This window comes from Pseudoalteromonas sp. LC2018020214, from assembly GCF_016598755.1.
GTDB classification, from domain to species: Bacteria; Pseudomonadota; Gammaproteobacteria; order Enterobacterales; family Alteromonadaceae; genus Pseudoalteromonas; species Pseudoalteromonas distincta.
In genome coordinates this window covers 1424919-1445089 of sequence record NZ_CP066804.1, presented here as the reverse complement: position 1 = coordinate 1445089, position 20171 = coordinate 1424919, and the positions used below count along the sequence as shown (strand labels likewise).

At 39.4% G+C, this 20171-nt stretch carries 15 protein-coding genes; 9 read left to right on the top strand and 6 right to left on the bottom strand.

Translation table 11 applies throughout. The annotated features are described in order from the left end of the window. Positions 1-169: 169 nt before the first annotated feature. From JG479_RS06365 to JG479_RS06355, 3 genes are read right to left on the bottom strand one after another with little or no spacing between them, the layout of a single operon-like run. Positions 170-3205 carry a TonB-dependent receptor plug domain-containing protein gene (locus JG479_RS06365; RefSeq protein WP_039490065.1) on the bottom strand — a complete coding sequence of 1012 codons (3036 nt, stop codon included), beginning with the start codon at positions 3203-3205 and terminating at the stop codon, positions 170-172. A 9-nt stretch (positions 3206-3214) separates the two neighbouring features. Beyond that, a complete protein-coding gene (locus JG479_RS06360) occupies positions 3215-4294 on the bottom strand; it encodes a FecR family protein (protein ID WP_200220147.1) in 1080 nt (359 codons plus the stop codon). After that, on the bottom strand, positions 4291-4857 hold the full coding sequence (locus tag JG479_RS06355; protein ID WP_002961494.1) for an RNA polymerase sigma factor: 567 nt from the start codon (positions 4855-4857) through the stop codon (positions 4291-4293). Before JG479_RS06355 ends, JG479_RS06360 begins: the two co-directional genes overlap by 4 nt. 273 nt (positions 4858-5130) lie before the next feature. Here JG479_RS06355 and JG479_RS06350 point away from each other — a divergent pair, with 273 nt between their 5' ends. After that, entirely contained in the window at positions 5131-5646 is a 516-nt protein-coding gene (locus JG479_RS06350) for a DUF2937 family protein (protein ID WP_200220146.1), read from the top strand. Here JG479_RS06350 and JG479_RS06345 read toward each other — a convergent pair. After that, positions 5626-6513, bottom strand: coding sequence for a LysR family transcriptional regulator (locus JG479_RS06345; RefSeq protein ID WP_002961497.1), 888 nt, complete (start codon positions 6511-6513; stop codon positions 5626-5628). The genes JG479_RS06350 and JG479_RS06345 overlap by 21 nt on opposite strands. A gap of 122 nt (positions 6514-6635) precedes the next feature. On the opposite strand from JG479_RS06345, the gene JG479_RS06340 reads away from it, so the two are divergent. From JG479_RS06340 to JG479_RS06305, 8 genes are all read left to right on the top strand, one after another. Next, positions 6636-7286: a peroxiredoxin-like family protein gene (locus JG479_RS06340; RefSeq protein ID WP_039490073.1), complete on the top strand. Its 651-nt coding sequence runs from the start codon at positions 6636-6638 to the stop codon at positions 7284-7286. Continuing rightward, positions 7286-8053: a haloacid dehalogenase type II gene (locus tag JG479_RS06335; RefSeq protein ID WP_200220145.1), complete on the top strand. Its 768-nt coding sequence runs from the start codon at positions 7286-7288 to the stop codon at positions 8051-8053. Before JG479_RS06340 ends, JG479_RS06335 begins: the two co-directional genes overlap by 1 nt. 220 nt (positions 8054-8273) lie before the next feature. Further along, on the top strand, positions 8274-8882 hold the full coding sequence (locus tag JG479_RS06330; protein ID WP_200220144.1) for a PilZ domain-containing protein: 609 nt from the start codon (positions 8274-8276) through the stop codon (positions 8880-8882). A gap of 57 nt (positions 8883-8939) precedes the next feature. After that, positions 8940-9995, top strand: coding sequence for an agmatine deiminase family protein (locus JG479_RS06325; RefSeq protein ID WP_200220143.1), 1056 nt, complete (start codon positions 8940-8942; stop codon positions 9993-9995). Beyond that, the gene (locus tag JG479_RS06320) at positions 9992-10885 is read left to right on the top strand and encodes a carbon-nitrogen hydrolase (protein WP_039490077.1); all 894 of its coding nucleotides are present in this window, start codon (positions 9992-9994) and stop codon (positions 10883-10885) included. Before JG479_RS06325 ends, JG479_RS06320 begins: the two co-directional genes overlap by 4 nt. Before the next feature lie 59 nt (positions 10886-10944). Beyond that, on the top strand, positions 10945-14418 hold the full coding sequence (gene mfd, locus JG479_RS06315) for a transcription-repair coupling factor (protein WP_200220142.1): 3474 nt from the start codon (positions 10945-10947) through the stop codon (positions 14416-14418). Further along, on the top strand, positions 14418-15254 hold the full coding sequence (locus JG479_RS06310; protein ID WP_182755755.1) for a peptidoglycan binding protein CsiV: 837 nt from the start codon (positions 14418-14420) through the stop codon (positions 15252-15254). The genes mfd and JG479_RS06310 overlap by 1 nt, the downstream gene beginning before the upstream one ends. A 19-nt stretch (positions 15255-15273) precedes the next feature. Further along, on the top strand, positions 15274-15528 hold the full coding sequence (locus tag JG479_RS06305) for a hypothetical protein (protein ID WP_002961511.1): 255 nt from the start codon (positions 15274-15276) through the stop codon (positions 15526-15528). Positions 15529-15582: 54 nt separating this feature from the next. Here JG479_RS06305 and JG479_RS06300 read toward each other — a convergent pair whose 3' ends face one another. Further along, the gene (locus JG479_RS06300; protein ID WP_024597376.1) at positions 15583-16935 is read right to left on the bottom strand and encodes a hypothetical protein; all 1353 of its coding nucleotides are present in this window, start codon (positions 16933-16935) and stop codon (positions 15583-15585) included. Between the two features lie 104 nt (positions 16936-17039). Continuing rightward, on the bottom strand, positions 17040-19622 hold the full coding sequence (locus tag JG479_RS06295) for a TonB-dependent receptor (RefSeq protein WP_182671753.1): 2583 nt from the start codon (positions 19620-19622) through the stop codon (positions 17040-17042). Positions 19623-20171 lie beyond the last annotated feature (549 nt).

Genomic DNA, 20171 nt, shown 5'->3' with positions numbered 1-20171 from the left:
TAAATTCTGGCTAATAAATCTATCTCTAGCAGCTATTTTCAGCGTTAACTGCGTTGAATTTAATTGCAATAGGCCAGCTATTGACGCGTAAATTCGCCTTGTTTTCACTGAAAACCTCTGGCTAGAGAAATCAAAGTTTAAATATCTTAACCAGAGTTTAGGTTAGTAATTAAAAACGGTATTCTGCACCTACGTAGTAGTAAGCACCGTTAAATCCAAACGGAGCCGAACGACGTGAGTAGTCAAACACACCTGAGCTACTTATTACTGTGTTGCCACTAGCATCCACAATAGTACCTGAGCGAGAGTTACCTATTTCATTTTTATCTGGGTAAACATCGAACAAGTTATTTGCACCAATATTTACTGATAAATCTTCAGTAACGAAGTAGTTAACTTTAACGTCAGTTAAAATTTCTGCGCCATACGTTTGACGACCGCCATCTTCTACTGTGTATTCACCAAAACGATTAAGTGACAGGTTAACAGTCCAATCATCACGTTGATAAAGCGCACTTAAGTTAATACGGTCCTCTGGTTGCCACTCTTCTATAATAGAGATGTCTTCAGCTGAGAATATATCTTCTACTTTTACTGTCTCAAGGCTTGAGCCAGCAGGAGAGAACAACGATACAACATCTGTTTTGGTAAAGTTAGCTGCAAGTGTAAAATCAAGCGTGCCGCCTAAACCTTCGGTGTTCCACGTTGCTACAAAATCAACACCACGAGTTTCTGTATCAGCACCATTTAAGAAAAACTGCCCTACGCCAGCACCAGCACTGTTTAGTGCTGCATCAAGGCTTGTAGATAACCCTTTACCTAAGCGATCACTAATTACAATACGGTCGTCAATATCAATCGAGTAGTAATCAACGGTTACATTAATATTATCGGTAACGTTATACACAATACCTAAACTACGGTTTTGTGATTTTTCTTCTTTAAGTTTTGGAATACCTAAACTTTGCGCAAGTGTTGAATCATTTCTAAATGTACCAACTTCTTCTGCAACTAAATTACCATTAGTATCAACAACAAATTGTGTGCTTACGTTATTAAAGTAAAGCTGCTGCATTGAAGGCGCTCTAAATCCTGAGCTTAATGCACCACGTAATGAAATATCGTCGGTTATAGACCAGTTACCAGCAAGTTTAAAGTTTACTGTATCGCCAAAACCTTTGTAGTTATCGTAGCGAAGTGCACCAGATAAAATCACATCTTCAATTACATAAGCTTCTGCATCTACGTAAAATGAAATTACATCACGTGACTCATCCACTGAAGACGCAGGTGATGAACCACCAAAACCTTGTGAACCACCCGATGCATCTTCAGAGCCAACACCACCACTTAAACCGCTGTAAATACTTACACCATTTAATGTGTCGTAATCGCGGTACGCATATTCATTACCTTCTAAAATACGGTATTCATCAGTACGTATTTCAGCACCCATCGCTAACGAATAATCATCAAAGTTTTGCGTAAAATCAATATTGATTGTTTGCAGTGATAATTCCATGCCGTAAGCGTACGCTTCACGTGGAATAGTTGTACGAATATCAGCTGCACTTAAGCCTTGGTCATAACGTAAAAAGTTAGCGTATGAGGCATTGATAGTGTCACTTGTAGTGTAATCAATGCTGTTCTCACCATAGGTGTAAGATAAATCAAGGCTTGCATCGTTATCAAATTCAGTTTTATAACCAAAATTGTACGAGATATCGTCGATAGTTGTGTTGATTTTTGGTAAGAAACCTAGCGGAATCGTCGCATCGTTATCTTGTAGTACTGGGTTACCACCTGCATTTGCATTATGACGGAAAAATGCAGCCGACTCATTTTCACGTGTTGAGTAAGTAATAAAGCCGTAAAGCTCGCCATCACCTAACTCGTAACCGGTATTAATTGTTAAACCAAACTGCTGAGAGTCAGCATCACCAATTCTAAAGGTATCACGATCGGCTGTCAGCTCACGCGGATCACCAGCAAGTAAAGTGCCGTCACTTAGTTCTGTACAACCATAAAACTGACAAGAGCCATGTAAACCGGCACGGTTAGTGGGTGCACGGTCACGGTAATTAATAGTTGTATTTAAATAACCGTCATCACCTAGCGCAAAGCCTTTATTAAAATCAAGGTTAATGGTTTCGCCATCGCCTTCAGAATATTGACCGTAGTTAATAGCCGCTTTACCACCTTCACTACCATCTTTGAGCACAATATTAATAACACCTGCAATTGCATCAGAACCATACTGAGCAGCAGCGCCATCACGTAATACTTCAATGCGTTTAATTGCAGAGGCTGGAATTGCATTCATGTCAGTACCTGCGGTACCACGCCCAACAGAGCCATTAATATGAATAATACTTGCTTGGTGACGACGTTTGCCGTTAATTAACACCAATGTTTGATCGGGGCCCAAACCGCGAAGTGTCGCAGGTCTTAAAGCATCAGTACCGTCACTAATTGCAGAGCTTGAAAAGTTAAATGAAGGGGCGATAGACTGTAGCATACGACCAACTTCTGTTTGGCCTGTATTTTCAAGCGCTTCAGCACTTAAGATATCTACTGGAACGGGTAAATCTTCAACTGAACGTCCTGCTACACGGCTACCGACAATAGCAATTTTTTCAATTTTTTCTTGAGCGACTTCTTCTGCTGCGTTTACACCTTGCGAATTTACTGCAAGTAAAGCTGGTAATACTGCTGCACTGACCGCTGAAAGCTTCATCATGTTGTTATCATTCCTGTTGATTTGTTTGAGTTTTATACTCAGTAAACCATTTTGATCAACAACCGCATCGAGCTCAGTCCCACCTAATAATGCCTCTAGAGCATCTAGCTGAGTGTAAAATCCATAAACTGAATTTGCGTCATACTGCTTTGCCAACTCATAAGAAAACACCACGGTTTGCTCTGTTTGTTTAGCATATTCAATTAAGGCTTTGTCTGCTCGCTGCGCTTTTATATCAAATTGCACCATTTGCCCAGTGGTTTGTGTTGCTGCTTGTACACTTAAACTAAAAATAGCCGGTGCAAGCACACTAAATCCACTCAATAAATGCGTTTGGTTACTGCGCAACTTATATAAACAGCTGACAAACAAAAATCCTCTATGGGTTTGTTTCTTTTTTTTAATGTTTTTTTTACGTTCAATCTTTATTGATGCAACTTTATCTAACATTAGTTTGATTTGCATAACGTCTACTTATGATTCTGTATGGTGTTTTAGCGTTACTACATGCTCACCTAAACGCTCATGATCAATCGAAAAATTAGTTTGTAAACTTTCTAGTAAACCTTCAACGTCACCGGCTTTAAATACTCCAGCCACTTTAATACTGGCAAGCTCAGCTGATGAAAGCTCAAAACGTGTGGCTGTATAGCGGCTTACTTCATTTAAAGCATCGCTTAGCTCTTCTCCATTAAAAATAAGCATACCGTTTTGCCATGCCAAATCGCGCTGTACGTCGTTCATTGAAAGCTGCGTAATTGGCTTTGTAACACTTTGCTCAATAACTGCTTTTTCGCCTGAGGTAACAATATTGGCATTAATTTGACGAATTTTTTGCGTGCTATTATCTGCAAGTTGATAATCTTTAAAGTCATTTGCATCAACCGCTACACTTGGGTCGGTGATCATCACTTTGCCTTCAGTAACCACCAGTTCTAAATCTGATGAAGTATTGCGTTGTACATTAAATACCGTGCCTAACGCGGTAAAACTTTTATCACCAGCCATAACACTAAATGGACGCGTGGCATCTTTTGCTACATTAAAGCGCCCTTCCCCACGACTAAGTAATAACTGCCTGCGGCCTTTACTATAAGCAACTTCTAGTAAGCTATTAGTATTAAGCTGTACTATGGTGCCGTCTGGCAACACATACGTTGCTTGCTCGCCTACTTTTGTTTTGTAAATTTTAGTGTAATTAACTTTTGCAAGCTCTTGGTTGTAGCCATTTTCTAAATTAATTAATAAGTAGCTGCATACCATTAACGCTGCAAATAAGCTCGCTGCAATTGAGTAAGAAAAAATCCACTTGTTTTTTGATGTTTTAGTATTGTTTCGCTGAGGAAATAAATGACTTAATTCGTTTAATACTGAAAGCTCATCCCAAAGCTGAGCAAGCTCGTATATAGAGTCTTGATGTGCGGTGCTTTGCATCATCCATAATTTAAATTGCTCTTTTTCATCATCAGTTAAACCACGATCAATCGCGCTTATCCAATCACATGACTTTTCTAAGATTAAATCTTTTGAATTAAATTGATGAACATTACTCATTCTGCGACCCTCTTAACTGATATAGGATGTGCCTGAGCTTTAGGATTCGTTTGAGGGCTTTGCTCATGTTCACGCATGTACAACATGGTTTGTAACAACCCTTTGGCAATGTGTTTTTCAACAGTGCTTTGGCTTAACTGCATTTGGTCTGCTATCTCTTTTTGGCTCATACCGTAAACTTTTTTTAATATAAAGCATTTACGAATCGATGAGCTTAGTTGCTCAGTAGCTCTACAAAAAAGTAAGAAACGCTCTTTAGATGTGTATTCGTCTTCGAGCTTCATTGATTTGAGTAATACGGGCAATTCGTTATCGTTTTCTAACGAATCATTAAATTTATTGTCCCACTTAGCTATATGGTTGAGTGCTAGATGTTTTGCTGTTTTTAGCATATAACTGCGGGTAAACTGGATGTCTTGTTTTAAATCAGCTTCATAGCTTTTTACAAAAGTTTCTTGCACAATATCTTCTACATCGTCGGGTTGAACAATGCGCGATACAAAACGTTTGAGCTGTTTAGAAATATCAACAAATGTTGACGTGAACTTTACTTTTTTCGTCATCCTTAACATCCACCTGTTGTTATTTTTATTATTAGGGCGTGTTGGCCTTTCGTGGTTGAATTTGCAGCAGTACGTTTGGTATTTAGGCAAGGCAGAGCCTATGTAGTATGGTTATTCCCCATAAATAGGTGATAACGCAGCATAAATACCATACATGCGCTGCCCTTTGGGTTCAATCCACAAAGGTTAACACGCCCCAATAGATTACGAGTTTTTGACATAAAAACAAGCTCAAATGTTAATTCTGGGTTATTTAAATGCATAGGAAGATAAATGAGTAAATTTTTAGATTATATACGACTTAGTTTCTTTGCATTCGGTTTACTACTTGGAGTGCAAATACCTGCATTTGTAAGTGACTTTGGCCAAGCACTATCAGCCCAGTTAATTGAAGCTAATAATGCCGTTGCGCCTTTTAAAAGTGATGCAGCTAAGTATTTCAATAATGATTTAAATAAGCTAATAAAACACTATCAAAATATTGATGATGAAATTGTGAACAAAGGGGCAAGTAATATCAGTACTCTTTACGAGCGACAGCAAGATTTACAGATAGCCGTAAATAGGTTTGAGAAATCTCCGTATATATTTACTATGATCAGTGGCATGAGCGATATAAAGCAACAAGTATGGCAACGCTTTGAAGGTCAAATCATTTTGAAAAAAGACTCTATTATAGCCGCCATTGTTGCAGCCATAATTGTTGCCTTGCTTGCAGAGCTTACTGGTTATTTGTTTTTAACTGGAGTAAAACGCTCATTTAAACACTTATTCGCAGCTCAAAAATAATGATTTCATAAAATCATAAAATACATCGGTTTTGCGGGTTGTTAAACTATTTTGCGGACGTAAAAACCAAACCGGTGCATCATCTTGTGCCATTACCCCTGGCATAACTTCAACCAAAATACCGTTTTTAAGATCTTCATTAATCGCTATTTTTGACTTAATAGCGATACCATGACCTGCAATAGCAGCTTGTGTCATATTATCGGAGTTTGAAATAGTAAAACGAGTTTTAGCATTAAAGGTATGTATTTTTTTGTGTTCGTCAAAAAGCTTTAACTGGCGTTGCCACGGCAGGCAAACCCAATAATGTTCACTCAATTGCGTTAAATTTTCAGGCATGCCGTACTTTTCTATATAGCTAGGGGCTGCACACAGTATGCGACTATTGTTTACGATTTTACGAGAAAGTAATCCTGAGTCATTTAATTTTCCCACCCTAATTGCAACATCTTGCGCGTCATCAACCACATTTACAAAATGATCCGTTATTAAAAAATCAAGCTTTAGTTCAGGGTAAGCTTGCTCAAACTCATTGAGTTTAGGCATTACGTATTTTGAAAAAACCCAAGGCGGCATGGTCACGCGTAGTAAACCACTCACCGATGAGCTACGCGCGCCAATACTATGCTCAGCATCGTGAAGAGCTTCTATTATAGCCCCCACACGCGTATAAAATATTTCACCTGCGGGAGATAACCGTACTCGCCTGCTATCTCTAAAAACAAGTACTGTAGCAAGCTCACGCTCTAGTTTACTTAAGCGATGGCTCACCGTTGCAGGCGATAAACGCTGCTCGCGGGCAGCAGCAAGTACGCCCTTATTTTCAACTACAGCTATAAATGTTTCTAGGTCGCTTAAATTATACATAAAGATGCCATTGTGCACTTTTCAATGTTTAATATTTTCGAATGAAGCTTTCAGTATTGCAATGTTTATTTAAATATCTAAAACACTATAATTGCAAATAGTCTAATTATTGAGGTTCAATCATGAGTTTAAAAGCGCAAATAGATGCCTATAACGTACAAAAAGATGCCAAATTACCGGCTGACGTTTTGGCACTAATGAACACTACAAACGAAGAGCTAATTGCACAGCATATTAAAGACAATGCATTGCAAATTGGTCAAAAAGTAGAAAACTTTAGCTTAGCCAACCATAACGGCGAAAACATTGAGCTTGCAGATTTATTAAAAAAAGGCCCGGTAATTATTAGCTTTTACCGTGGTGGCTGGTGCCCATATTGTAATTTAGAACTAAAAGCACTTAACGACTACTTACCACAATTTAAAACTCAAAGTGCTCAGTTAGTCGCAATATCACCACAACTACCTGATGAAACTCTCTCAACTGCACAAAAAAACGACCTTGAATTTGACGTGCTTTGCGATGTGAGCAATAAAGTAGCTGAGCAATTTGGTTTATTGTTTACACTTGATGAGCGTATTCAAGCGTTATATACACAATTTGGTATTGATTTTGAACACTACTACGGCGATAAAAGCTTTAAATTACCGCTACCGGCCACCTATGTGATAAACCAAGAAGGTGTTATTACATACGCATTTTTAAGCGAAGATTACACCCTACGCGCAGAACCTATTGATGTTATGACAGCACTTGAATCGGAGAATAATTAATGTCTATTTTAAAATCGTTAAAAACACTTACTCTTTCACTACTTGTGGGCACAAGCCTTGTATCTGGTTATGCAGTCGCTGATGAACCAAAAGAACAAGCAAAACCTAAAGTGCTTATTTTTGATGTAAATGAAACCCTACTTGATTTAACGTCAATGCGTACCTCTATTGGTAAAGCGCTAGGCGGACGTGAAGATTTATTACCACTGTGGTTTTCAACTATGCTGCATCATTCATTAGTAGATACAGTAAGCGGTAGTTATCACGACTTTGGGCAAATCGGTGTGGCGTCACTTCTTATGGTTGCTCAAAACAACAACATTGATATTACAAGTAAACAAGCTAAAACAGCTATTGTTACGCCTCTTTTAACGCTTCCTCCACACAGCGATGTTAAAGAAGGACTGGCAAAACTCAAAGCACAGGGCTATAAGTTAGTAAGCCTTACAAATTCTTCAAACAAAGGTGTAAAGGCACAGTTTGAAAGCGCTGGTTTAATGTCTTACTTTGATGCGCGTTACAGCATTGAAGATATTAAAATTTACAAACCAGACTTACGTGCGTATGAGTGGGTACTTAAAAAGCTAAACGTAGCACCAAATGAAGCAATGATGGTTGCAGCCCATGGCTGGGATGTTGCTGGTGCAAAAGAAGCTGGCTTACAAACCACTTTTATAGCACGCCCAGGTAAAGCACTTTACCCATTAGCTAAAAAACCAGATCATGTTGTGAAAGATTTACATGAATTAGCCGCTCTACTTAAATAAGTACACGCTGATGAATCAATACCCAAGCGGCCAATGTTAGGATGACATTGGCCGCTTTTTTGTAACTAACCCTAAATATGTCTTAGTGTATTTATTTTCATAATTAGTATGTTAAAAATTGAATGTAAACAAAGCATTTAGCCCGCTATGCGTTATTTTATCTGCTAGCAATTTAGTACTCACAACGCTACTATTAAATAAATACGTGGTGGAGAACATAATGAATAGTGAAAGATTAGGTGAGTTTGAGCAGTACTTTCAAATTAATGAAAGTATAAGAGTAAATTTATTCCCCGTATCAAACGGACAAGTTCCTAAATCGCAGCTTGAGCTTGAAGACGACATTCCCCCACTATTTAGATTAGCAAATGAAGTAAGTGAGCTTGAGCAAAGCTCGTTACGCCCACTGCGTAACTTAGGCGATATAGCACAAGAGCTAGCTACTTTTTTACAAGCGCAGTCACGTAAAATAGATTTAATAATGAGCCATATTTTGGCCTCAGAACAAGCCCAAGATAACGCAATACAATGTGATAGCTACGGCGGTGGCGGTATTCGTTTTACATCACCCGAAGTACACTCAATTGGCCAAGCATTTAGAACCAAACTGTTTTTGCACCACGAGGCCTCTGCGGTTTATTGTTACACCGAAGTTGTGGCAGTAGAAAAACAAGATAGCGAACACTACCAATACACTATGCTCTTTACCGCAATTAGAACCACAGACCAAGAACTTATTGTTAGAGCGAGTTTACATGCTCAAACCCGACAACTTAAAAAACGTCAAGAACTTGATCAAAACCAAGGCGAGCTAAACAGTGATAATTAGCTGACATCTTTATGTAAAATGCTAAACTAGCGCCATCTTAATTAGTATATAAAATTCATGAACTTTAGACTTTTACCAGAATGGGCCGAGCAAGACGCTGTTATGCTTACATGGCCTCACAAAGACACCGATTGGGCCGACAACTTAGCGCGTGTAGAACCTGTATATATTGAACTTGCTAAACACATAACAACGCAGCAACAGCTTGTTATTGTGGCGCATAACAGTGCCTTAAAAGTGCATATTACAGCATTACTAAATAGTGCTAACGTCTCTCTTAATCGTGTTCATTTTGTAGTAACGCCTACTAACGATACATGGGCGCGCGATCATGGTCCGCTTACTTGCGCCGCAATTGATTCACCAGAGCAACTAAAAGTATATGATTTTACTTTTAATGGTTGGGGCAATAAGTTTGAAAGCGCATTAGACAATCAAATTAATCGTACTTTGGTAAAAGAGCTCAGCAGCGCACACAACCAATATCAAGCGCTCGATATGGTACTTGAAGGTGGCGGTATTGAAATAAACGAGCACGGTGTGTTGCTAACAACCAGCGAATGTTTGCTTAATAAAAACCGTAACCCTGATTTAAACCCAAATGATATTGAAGCACTTTTGAAAGAGCACTTAGGCGCGACGAGTTTTTTATGGGTTGAACATGGCTATTTAGCGGGCGATGACACCGACAGCCACATTGATACCTTAGTGCGTTTTGCACCAAATAATACCCTTGTATATGTGCAGTGTGACGATAAAACTGATGAGCACTTTAGCGCACTTGATGCGATGGAAAAACAACTAAAAACCTTTAAAACTGCCGATAACACCCCATATAACTTAATTGAGTTACCGTGGCCAAAAGCCGCTTATGACGATGAGCAAACACGCTTACCGGCTACCTACGCTAACTACTTAATTATTAATAATGCTGTGCTTGTGCCAACGTATAATGATGCCAATGATGAGCGTGCTCTTGCGCAAGTTCAAAAAGCATACCCACAACACACTATTATTGGCGTAAATTGCCAACCAATTATTGAACAATTTGGCAGCCTGCACTGTATTACAATGCAATTACCTCGTGGATTTTTAGCTGGAGCAGCACAATGACAAGCCCTGCAAAATTAACCGTTGCGTTAGTGCAACAAAGCAATACCGATAACGCTCAGGACAATATGGCAAAATCAATAAGTGCCATTCGTGAAGCCGCTCAAAAAGGTGCAAAACTGGTTGTACTCCAAGAGCTACACCGAAGCCTCTATTTTTGCCAAACCGAAAATGTTGACGTATTTGATTTAGCCGAAACCATTCCAGGCCCTAGCAGTAATGCCTTAGGTGAGCTTGCTAAAGAGCTAAGCATTGTTATTGTCGCGTCTTTATTTGAAAAACGCGCTACGGGCCTTTATCACAATACTGCGGTTGTATTAGAGCAAGACGGCAGTATTGCAGGTAAATACCGCAAAATGCATATTCCTGATGATCCAGGTTTTTACGAAAAATTTTACTTTACCCCAGGTGATATCGGTTTTGAGCCTATTCAAACCTCAGTAGGTAAATTAGGCGTGCTAGTATGTTGGGATCAATGGTTTCCTGAAGCTGCACGTTTAATGGCAATGGCTGGCGCTGAGGTATTAATTTACCCAACCGCTATCGGTTGGGATCCTAACGACGACATTGCTGAGCAAACTCGTCAAAAAGATGCGTGGGTTATTAGCCAGCGTGCCCATGCTGTTGCCAATGGCGTGCCGGTAATTAGCTGTAACCGCGTTGGCCATGAAAGTGACCCTAGTGCGCAAAGCGATGGTATTTCGTTTTGGGGCAATTCGTTTATTGCAGGCCCACAAGGTGAACTATTAGCAGAGGCTAATAATACTGATGAGCAAATTTTAGTAGTAGAAATTGATCAAAAACGCTCAGAAAACGTAAGACGTATTTGGCCTTTCTTACGTGACCGTAGAATTGATCACTATAAAGACCTAACAAAAATATACCGAGACTAAGTAATCTTAACTCAAGATGGCTCTTACTTGCTAAGAGCCAACTATAAATGGAGTAATAAATGGCGTTTGAGCAATGGGCAGCCTTGCCTTGGGTAAAATCTCATAAAGATAAAATTCAATGGGGCCAGCTAAGCGGAAGTGGTTTAAGTATTGCTATTGCTGAAGGCGTTAAACAACAAGATAACTTAGTCTTAATTGTTACGCCGGATACACCAAGTGCACTGCGCCTTGAAACAGAATTAGAATATTTATTACCCGATAACCCAGTCATGGTATTTCCTGATTGGGAAACTCTGCCATACGATCATTTTTCTCCCCATCAAGATATTATTTCAGCCCGTTTGGCCACTTTAAACACCTTAAAAAAAGAACAACAAAGTGTGTTAATTGTGCCTGTATCTACTTTAATGTTGCGCACAGCCCCGGCCTCATTTATTTACGGTTCAACAATAAACTTTAAAGTAGGCGACAAGCTAGACACACATAACTTTCGTGACAACTTAGAGCAAGCTGGTTATTTAAATGTTCAACAAGTAATGGAGCACGGCGAATACGCTATACGCGGCTCTATCGTTGACTTATACCCAATGGGTAGCCCACACCCATTTAGACTCGACTTTTTTGATGACGAACTCGATACCATTCGCTTATTTGATGTAGAAACACAGCGCTCTGATGAAAAAGTAGATAAAATTGAGCTACTTCCAGCGCATGAATTTCCTACTAACGACGCTGATATTGAACGCTTTAGAATAAGCTACCGTGAAAAATTTGGCGCAAGCTCGCAACAAGATTCAGTTTACATGCAAGTAAGCAAAGGTAACTGGCCTGCAGGTATTGAATACTACATGCCATTATTTTTTGAAAAGCTCGCGACTATTTTTGACTACCTGCCAGATACAACAACCGTTATGCAGCTGGGTGATTTAGAGCACGCGGCAGATAACTTTTGGCACGATGTAAATGTACGCTATGAAAACCGCAGAGTTGACCCACTTCGTCCATTACTTGAACCTAATGCGCTTTATCAGCCAATTGAAGAGCTGTTTTCTAATTTAGGCAATTTTGCACGTATTAGATTATCCCTTGCAAAGCTTGGCACTAAAGCAGGTAATAAAAACTTAAGCGTTAGCGAGCTGCCAGCCATTCGAATTGATCATAAACAGCATGAACCTTATGGCGCGTTTATAAATTATGTAGCAGAGCAAAAAAAGAAAAAAGGCCGCATATTACTCAGTGTTGAATCGGACGGTCGTCGCGAATCATTACTGAGCATTTTAAAACCAAGCGGTTTAAAATTTAAAGAATTTGAAACACTCGAACAATTTACAAAAAGCGCGAGTGATGTAGGTTTAATAGTAAGCCCGCTTGAACAAAGTGTCATACTTGGTACTAAACCAAGCCTTTCTATTATTACCGAGCAAGAACTGCTTGGCATAAAAGTATCTCAGCGCAGACGCCGCAAGCACAAGTACGAAGCCAGCCAAGATGCGCTAATCCGTAATTTAGCTGAGCTTAAAGAAGGCCAACCTGTTGTGCATCTTGATCACGGTGTTGGGCGTTACCAAGGTTTGCAAACAATTGATGCTGCAGGTGTAGTGACTGAGTTTGTTACGATTACTTACGCAAGTGAAGCTAAACTTTACGTGCCAGTATCTGCATTGCATATGCTTAGTCGCTACTCTGGCGGTGAAGAAGCCAGCGCCCCGCTGCATAAGCTTGGCTCAGATGCGTGGGAAAAAGCAAAAAAACGTGCGGCTGAAAAAGTTCGCGATGTCGCCGCTGAATTACTCGACATTTATGCTCAGCGCCAAGCAAAACCTGGTAATAAATTTACTCTAGACGCCCCTGCATATCGCCAATTTAGCGATAGCTTTCCGTTTGAAGAAACTGACGATCAGCGCAACGCCATAGAAGCCGTATTAGGTGATATGCAATCAAAACAAGCCATGGATCGCTTAGTGTGTGGTGACGTAGGCTTTGGTAAAACAGAAGTGGCCATGCGCGCTGCTTTTGTAGCAGTTAACGATGATAAGCAGGTAGCTATTTTAGTGCCCACCACCCTGCTGGCTCAACAACACTATGAAAACTTTAAAGACCGCTTTGCTGATTTTCCTATTGAAGTAGGTGTACTTTCGCGCTTTAACTCCACTAAAGAGCAAAAAGACACACTTGAAAAAATGGCCAATGGTAAGCTCGATATAGTTATTGGTACGCATAAGCTTATTCAGCAAGACATTAAATTTAACGATTTAGGCTTGTTAATTGTTGATGAAGAACATCGCTTTGGTGTTCGCCAAAAAGAGAAAATTAAAGCACTGCGCGCCGATGTAGACATACTCACACTGACTGCAACACCAATACCTCGTACACTCAACATGGCCATGAGCGGCATGCGCGATTTATCGATAATCGCAACGCCACCGGCTAAACGTTTAGCGGTAAAAACCTTTGTACGCCAACGCGATGTAGAACTAATACGCGAAGCGGTACTGCGAGAAATTAAACGCGGTGGCCAAGTTTACTTTTTACATAACAACGTAGAAACTATTGAGCGTGTTGCACAAGAAATTAGTGAATGGGTACCTGAAGCCAGTGTGACTACAGCCCATGGCCAAATGCGCGAGCAAGAGCTTGAGCAAATAATGACTGACTTTTACCATCAAAAATACAACGTGCTGGTATGTACCACGATTATCGAAACCGGTATTGATGTGCCTACGGCTAATACCATTATCATGGACAGAGCAGATAAACTCGGCCTTGCCCAGTTACACCAATTACGTGGACGAGTTGGGCGAAGCCACCATCAAGCGTATGCCTACTTACTAACAGGTGATCCTAAAGCGCTTTCTAAAGATGCGAGTAAACGCTTACAAGCAATTGAATCATTAGAGGATTTAGGTGCAGGTTTTGCCCTCGCTACACACGATTTAGAAATTCGTGGTGCGGGTGAGCTACTTGGCGATGATCAATCAGGCCAAATGCAAACCATCGGCTTTAGTTTGTATATGGAAATGCTCGAACAAGCAGTAAATGCGCTGCGCGAAGGTAAAGAGCCAACGCTTGAAAACCTACTTCAAAAACAAACCGAAGTAGATTTAAAACTGGCTGCATTATTACCTGATGACTACATACACGATGTTAATGCACGTTTGGGTATGTATAAGCGCATTGCAAGTTGTGCTAACCTTGATGATATGGATGAACTTCAGGTAGAACTAATAGACCGCTTTGGTTTACTACCTGATGCTGCTAAAAACCTATTTAGCCTACAATTATTAAAAATGAAGGCTAGTAATTTAGGTATAACTAAAATTGAGGCAAACCCAAAAGGTGGTTACTTTGAGTTTAGCCAAGATACCAAGGTTAACCCTAGCTTCATCATTGGCTTGATACAAAGTGCGCCTAAGGTGTACAAAATGGATGGCGCAAATAAACTGCGCTTTGCAATTAGTGAGGCAAATGCCCGCGAACGCTTAAAAATGGTCACTGCAATGATTGCAGATTTCGAAAAAAAGGTTAGCCATTAATGTTGCTAAAAAAATCGCTTATTGTTTTATGCTGCTTATTTAGCAGCACTGCATTTGCAGAACGCTGGTTTGAGGTTGAGGTGCTTGTATTTAAACAGCGCCCTGCCCCGTATTTACAAGAAGACTTTAGCCTTAAGCACAAAGCTATCGAAGATAAAAATACGTTAGACTTACTGACCCCTCTTTACACTGAACAAGCAATGCAGGCCTGCATAGATGGCGATGAGCGTTTTCAAAAACGCACTTTTACTGATTCATTAGTTAATTCAAACCCGCAATCGGGTGTATGTGACAACAGTATTAACTACCTACAAAGCTACGATGAGCTACCTGTAACGCCTTTAGCACCCGCTAAAGATGATATGCAGCAAACCTATTTATTAGCGCCGCAACAGCTGCAATTCAAAGCGCAGTATAGGCAACTAGACCGCAAAGGCTTAACACCTATTCTACATACTGGCTGGCGCTTTGAAGGTGCAAGCAAGTCACGCGCCCCAAGCATGCATTTAATAGCGGGTAAGCATCTTAAAAATGAACCCAATGTAACACCTAGCTATTCAAACCCTGATTTTGTAAGTTTATTGAATTCACAACCGGCGCTATTTAACGACCCAGATCAATCAAAAGCAGAATGGGAACTAGACGGTTTATTTAAAATACATTTACGACATTATTTATACATAACAGCTAATTTTGATATTAGCCAAAAGCTAGAAAACGGCGATATAGAGTCAGCCCGTTTTTCTCAGTTTAGACGTGTAATTAGTGGTGAAGTACATTACTTTGACCACCCACGAATGGGCATGATTGTCCAGATCAGAAAATTCAAACATTAATATTAAGTAGGATATAACAATGAAAAAACTCCTTATCATCGCAGCTACATTAAGCCTTGCGGCTTGTTCTAAGGTAAGTCTTGAAAATTATGAAAAAATTAAAGTAGGCATGGATAAGACTGAAGTTGAAACTATTTTAGGCAGTGCTGATAACTGTGTTGAAAAAACACTGCATACTAACTGTATATGGGGCGATGAAGCAAAAAATATCGAGATCACACTAGTATCAGACAAAGTAACTTTATATAGCAAACATGGCTTAGCTAATAAATAAACTGACCAAATATTAGGGGCTGATTGTATCAGCCCCTTTTTAAATTAATAAAACTCATTTTTTGGAGTAGATAAGCTCAATATTAACGATTTTACTGCGATTTAACGTTATTTTATAGCGTTGATAGAGTGTTTTATCTTCCTCAGTTAGAACAAGTACCATGTTTAATTGATAACGCCTTTCTACAGCCTGCTTAGAAATTTTATTACTGTCTAAATGATATAGCTTCCCTTCACCACGTTTTAAATAACGTGCAAATGGTGCAAGATTAAATTGTAGCGTGTGCTGTAGTGTATCGTAGCCGGGCAAAAATTCTTTCGCACTAACACGTGTCTCACTTGCAAAGTGTAACCACTGCGCAGCTTGTTTATTTTGTTGACGACGTTTTGAAAAAATAGATTTCACTTCTTTAGGTATTTTTTTAAAGCGCATGTATTCAAGCCAAATTAACTGACTCGCTACTTTGTCTTTGGTAATACTATTTTTAAAACTAAATCGCCACTTAGGTCGCCCTTGTACAATGGCTCGCCAAATCATACGTGTAATATCTTCTTTAAATATTTCACGTAGCCCGTAAATAACCCCTAAAATTAAAATAAGCGTCGCGGTTACTTCCGTAAACGTTGAGCGGGCATTAAGTATTACAACCATCACAAATGCCATAATAACGGCTGTTACAGTGCCTTTAACTAATCGTTTAAGGTAACTGTTAAGAAACCGCGTTTGACGCTGTAATATTACGCCGTGCTCAATCAAGCGTTGTAACAAGCGCATTTTATTTGTTATTCGATTTGCGTCTTGCATAGTGGTTTCAGAGTTGTAGCTTTTCTCTGCTCGATACGTATTTTCGCTTTTACAAAACTGCAGTAAATCGTTACGCTCTTTTGCATAATCGCTACTACGTGGGCCTTCATCTAAAAGCTTTAAAAAAGATTGCTCAACATGCCAACTTAAATAGTTATCAGCATTGGTAAAAAATGGCAGTAGTTTTTCGTCATCTGGTGTGTAGCGACGCAGCTTTTTTAAAAGCCCTTCGCTTTGCTCATATACCTCGTTAGCACGTTTATAAAAATCTTCGGCCTCATCAATTTTTAACGCGTCTTTTATATCGGCATCAAGGGCTAAACGTACTTGGTAACAAAATAAATTAAGGTTTTGCCGGTAATCTTGTTGCTCACCTTTGTTTTTACTAACAAAACGGCTTCGCACTAAAGGCAAGTGTATATTGTTAGCGTTATACGCTAAGTGCGATTTAAAGTGGTTATTAAAGTAAGATTCTTCGGTAAGTGTTTGCGGATTGATCCCCATTTCATTAGGGATAGAAAAATACAGATCTATGCGCTGTTCAGAACGAGGAGTTAGTTCTGGTTCAATGACAAAAGATAAGTTTTCATCTTGTTTTAACAATCAGTTCTCCTTCTAAAATATCGTTTTAGTGTACTTGTCTCCTTTATTTTGTTCAATAAAAAAGGCTCAGTAAAGACTGAGCCTTAATAAGATTAATGTGCTAGTTAAAATTTAACGTTTACACCAGCAAATACACGACGGCCAAGTACATCATATGTGTACGGGTCAGTATTAGAATCGTTGTTACCTGAGTAGTATGGTGGTTGCTTATCGAATAAGTTATTTACACCCGCAGTTAACGAAACCATGTCGCTGATAAAGTAAGAACCGCTCACATCATGGTAAACAACAGATGGTGTTGTTGGTGCATAACATGTAGATTCTTTACCTAAACAGCTGTAGCTATCCATTCCTGCAATGTAACGTGCTTTGTAGTTAGCAGACCAAGCATCACCTTTAACATCTAGCTCAAAGTTTGCTTTTACATCAGCATAACCACCTATACCAGAAGTAATTAAACCAGCGTAATCAATGCTTGATTCAATAACATCAACAGTGTACTCGTCAAGGTAAGTAACATCTAATGACGTATTCCAAGCAAGGCCAGCTAAATCAAATTTGTAATTTAAGTTTAAGTCATAACCTTTTGTTTGCTCATAACCTACGTTTTGTAGTTGGTTATTAAACGCGATACGACCTGTGCTTTGGTTAAAATCGATATTTGCTGAGCTACAAAGTGCTGTTGATTGATTCGCTAAAGAGCCATCTGTTGCAAGACATGAATCAACAATGTATTGGTTGTTTACTGTAGCAATAGCGTTTTCGATTTCAATGTCGTAGTAATCTAACGTCATTGAGAAACCTTCAAACCATTCTGGTTCGTAAACTACACCAACGGTAACTGTATCAGCTAATTCAGGTGTTAATTGGTCATTACCACCAACGGTTACTTCAGCCTGATCTTGTGCACCGGTGAAGCTAACTTGCTCATAAGATGGAGAATCACCTGAGTATAGCTCAGCGACTGTAGGAGCACGGAAAGCTGTAGAACGAACACCACGAAGCATTAATTCGTCGTTTACACGCCAAGTTAAACCAAGTTTCCACGTTTCATCAGAACCAAATGTGCTGTAATCAAAAGCACGGATCGCAGCGCTTAATTCTACATTTTGTGCAAGATAAGCATCTGCAACTAAAGGAATAGCCAGCTCAAGGTATGCTTCGTTTACATCAAAACGACCGCTTGTTGCATCAACGCGTGGGTCATTTGCAAGACCTTGTGAAGTGATCGAATCTGGTGTGTACCACGCTTTTTCTTCACGGCGTTCAAGACCTGCAGCAAAACCTACAAAGCCCGCAGGTACTTCCATTAACTCACCAGAAAGCGCAGCTGTAATCATAAATAATTGACTACCGCCTGAGTTTTGCTCAGTGTAAACATAATCACTAAAGCTACTGCTTGACCATGAAGCTTGTGAAAGTGGGTTAAAGTTACCAGCTTCAATTTCGCTTTGAATTGAACCCATATTGTGAAGGTTGCTTAAGCGATCTACTGAGTCATTACGACCAAAAATTACTGATGTATCCCACTCTAAACCGTTATCTAAATAACCTGCAGCACCGATAACAGAACGAACTGTATCAACTACTTGAGATGAATCACGTGTACCAGTGTCAACCATACGACGGCCGTAAGAAACTTCATCACCGTAATTAATATTTTGGTCGATTAAAGAATCACCCATCCACTCAGCGTAGTCAAAGTCGAACCATACTGGTTGAGGTGCTAATTGCTGCTCTGACCAACGTTTTGAGTATGTAAATTCAGAGTATAAACGCGTGTCATCAGTTAAATCAAAACTACCAATACCTGTAAGGTTTAAACGACGCATTGGCGTGTATAAGTAGCTAGATTGCGAATAGTTGTAAGCATCACTAGTACCAAAGTCGTGCCAACCATTATCAGCTTGACCTTGTAAAGATTCATCACCTGACCAAACATGGCCATTAGGAGTATAAGAAGAACCAGAACAGTACGGAGCACTGCCATCGCCATCTTCAGTTAATGGACAATCAGAAAAGCTACGATCAGCCTGAGAAGCATCGCCACGGTCTGTGTACTGCAAACCGATTACAACGTTACCACGACCGAAGTTACCACCCATTGTAATATCAAAAGACGTTTCATCTGCGTCACCTTCAGTAGTGATTGCTGATTTAACATTAAGGTCTAGGCCTTCAAAGTTATCTTTTAAGATAATATTTACAACACCCGCAACAGCATCAGTACCATAAACAGCAGATGCGCCATCTTTAAGTACTTCAATATGCTTGATCATAGATACTGGGATAGTATTTAAATCAACTGTAGAAGCTGCGCCTGTACCTGAGTTGATCATACGGCGGCCGTTTACAAGTACTAAAGTACGTTGTGAACCTAAACCACGTAAATCAATTGATGCATTACCACCAGAACCATTATTGATACCTGGGTTTGTCATTGCGCCGCCTGTAGCGGTCATTTTTTGTAGTACAGAATCTACTGATACTGCGCCTGAAGCAGCAATATCGTCAGCACCGATAATAGTAACTGGGCTAGCGGTTTCCATATCTGCGCGCTTAATGCGAGAACCCGTTACTTGAATTTTTTCGATTGCTTGTGCTGAGTCTTCAGCAGCAAGAACTTGCACACTTGAGAACATTGGAAATGCTGCGATTACAGCTAAACCAAGAGTTGATTTTTTCATGAAAGAACCCTACTTGTTGGAAATTTACCTTTATTGGTAATGCTCACTTTTTATTAGAATAGTGAGTCAGGTGGGCAACTTAGGCGCTTTTAACTGAACGAAAACTTAACGGCAGCTCAATTTATATCAAGAAATAAAATGGAATAACCATAGTAGGTACATAGGTTACATTATGTTTCAGTGTTAATTAATAAATACACTTCAAAAACAATACCTTGAAAAGATAAGGAAACATTAGAAACACACCTGAAACCAAAGTGATTCACTTTGTAATCAAATGTAATTAATTGAACTATGTACCAAAAACAGACAAATTAACAACTTAATCACAGCACATTATTAAAACCGCAAAACTAAATGTTAATTAATAACCATATTTATGCATACTTGGTGCTTAAATAGTCTTATTTAGCCTCTTTGGAAGGTTTTTTGATTAGATTTTTTATTCAGTCGTAATTAAAGTTGAACTTTTTGAGAGCACATATTCACTATTGAAGTTTTGTCAGTATTAAAACCTAAAAAGGCAATTTTATTGATCTTGTCACTCAA